The 1971-nt window shown below is 61.9% G+C and carries 1 protein-coding gene and 2 pseudogenes; all 3 read left to right on the top strand.

Going from position 1 to position 1971, the window contains the following annotated elements; all coding sequences use genetic code 11:
* Positions 1–192 (top strand): annotated as a pseudogene (locus ACYPYD_RS04135) (IS66-like element accessory protein TnpA); the annotation flags it as partial.
* Entirely contained in the window at positions 158–529 is a 372-nt protein-coding gene (gene tnpB / locus ACYPYD_RS04130; protein ID WP_081799267.1) for an IS66 family insertion sequence element accessory protein TnpB, read from the top strand. The pseudogene ACYPYD_RS04135 and the gene tnpB, both read left to right, overlap by 35 nt.
* Before the next feature lie 41 nt (positions 530–570).
* A pseudogene (tnpC, locus tag ACYPYD_RS04125) lies at positions 571–1971 on the top strand (IS66 family transposase); the annotation flags it as partial.

The raw sequence follows: 1971 nt of genomic DNA, 5'->3' as shown, positions 1-1971 counted from the left end.
GTGGAGACGTCTCCGGCGCCTGCGGAGCGACACACTGGTGGGATCGCGGTCCGGTCTGCGGGATTAGTACCGTCAGTGCGGCTGCAGGCGTCGATGCCAAATGGCGTATCGCTGACGCTGGAGGGGTGTGACGCGCAGTTGCTGGTGGTGATGATCGATGCGCTGGGGCATTGCCATGTTCCGGCTCGCTGAAGATCTGCGCGTCTATCTCCACCGGGATCCGATCGACTTTCGCTGTGGGATCAACAGCCTTGCGATCCTGGTCGAGCAGTCGATGGGCCTCAATCCGTTCGAGCGCGCGGCGTTTGCCTTTTGCAATCGGCGCCGGACCCGGATGAAGCTGCTGTTCTTTGACCGGTCGGGCTTTGTGTTGGTGCTCAAGGCGTTGACGGAGGACAAGTTCCGATGGCCCAGACGAGCGGAAACGGTGGTTGCGCTCACCGCGGAGCAATTGCGATGGCTGCTCGACGGGATCGATATTGACGCGATGGTCCCTCATCCGGTGCGGCAATATCAGTTTGTCGGTTGAAGGCCGTTGACGCGGGAACGGGCTTTCGATTCAAGACTGCGATGGATCGAGGCGGCATCCCCACTATTGCGGAATTGATGGCGCTTCTGGCGACGAAAGCCGCTGAAGTCGAGGCATTGGCGGCCGAGAGAGACTCCCTTGCCCGGCGCATCCTGAAGCTTGAGGAGGAACTGGCGCTGGCGCGGTTGCACCGCTTTGCGCCGCGCAGCGAAAAGCACCTGGATCGTGTCTTCAATGAAGCCGAGCAGGCCTCCCTTGAGGACGATACCGACGATGGACACGACGACGTCGATGAGCCGGCCGCCGCCGATCTTCCCGACACGGGATTGCCGGAGGCGAGAAAGCCAGAAGGGAAGAAGCGCGGGCGCAAGCCACTTCCTGCCGACCTGCCGCGCCAGCGCGTCGAATATGACCTCGCCGACGACCAGAAGGTCTGCCCGTGCTGCAGCGAACGGATGCATCGCATGGGGGAAGTGGTAACCGAGCAGCTTCACATCGAGGTGAAGGCCACGGCCCTTCAGAATGCCCGCGCCAAATATGCATGCCGCAATTGCGACCGCACCGGGATCGCCACGCCGATCGTCATTGCGCCGATGCCCGCACAGCCCTTGCCGGGCAGCATTGCCACGGCCTCGACGCTGGCCTTTGCCCTTGTTCATAAATACGTCGATGGCACACCGCTGTATCGTTTGGCGCAAACCTTCGAGCGCGCAGGGGTACCTGTCAGCCGTGGTGCTCTGGGCCGTTGGGTGATCGCTTCGAGCGAGAGGCACTTGCATCGCATCTTTGACGCCCTGAAGCTGCGGCTCCGGTCCCAGGAGGTCATTCATGGCGACGAGACTACGGTTCAGGTGCTGAAGGAAGAGGGCAAGGCTCCTACCAGCACCTCGTATATGTGGGCCTACCGCAGCAGCGAGGACAGCGAACAGCCGATCGTGCTGTTCGACTATCAACCCGGTCGCGGGCAGGAACATCCGCAGGCCTTCCTCGGCGACTATCGCGGTATCCTGATGAGTGACGGCTATACGGCCTGACGCACATTGAAAGGCGCCACGCATCTGGGCTGCATGGCCCACGCCAGACGGCGCTTTGCCGACGCCCTCAAGGCGAGGAAGAAACAAGGCGGGCCGCCCGCACAGGCGCTCAAGTTCTTCGACCAGCTCTACCGGATCGAAAGGCAGGCGCGGGACGAAATACCCGATGAGGGGGAAACGCAGGCCAGCTACATGCGCCGCTTCCGCCAGAAACATAGCGTCCCGGTCTTGGATGCCCTCAAGGCATGGCTCGATGCCATCGCGCCCAAGGTTGTGCCCGACACCAAGCTTGGCGATGCGGTCTCCTACACCCTCAACCAGTGGGAATACCTGACGCGCTACGTCGAAGACGGCAGGATGCCGATCGACAACAATCTTCTCGAACGCGACATCAGGGTTTTTGCAACG

The sequence above is a fragment of the Novosphingobium sp. 11B genome, assembly GCF_054589055.1.
The sequence above is the reverse complement of the archived record's forward strand: the minus strand, read 5'-3'. Positions and strand labels throughout refer to the sequence as shown.

Excerpts from the sequence above, each read along its gene's own strand:
- tnpB (WP_081799267.1), top strand. The coding sequence starts at position 158 with ATGCGCTGGGGCATTGCCATGTTCCGGCTCGCTGAAGATCTGCGCGTC.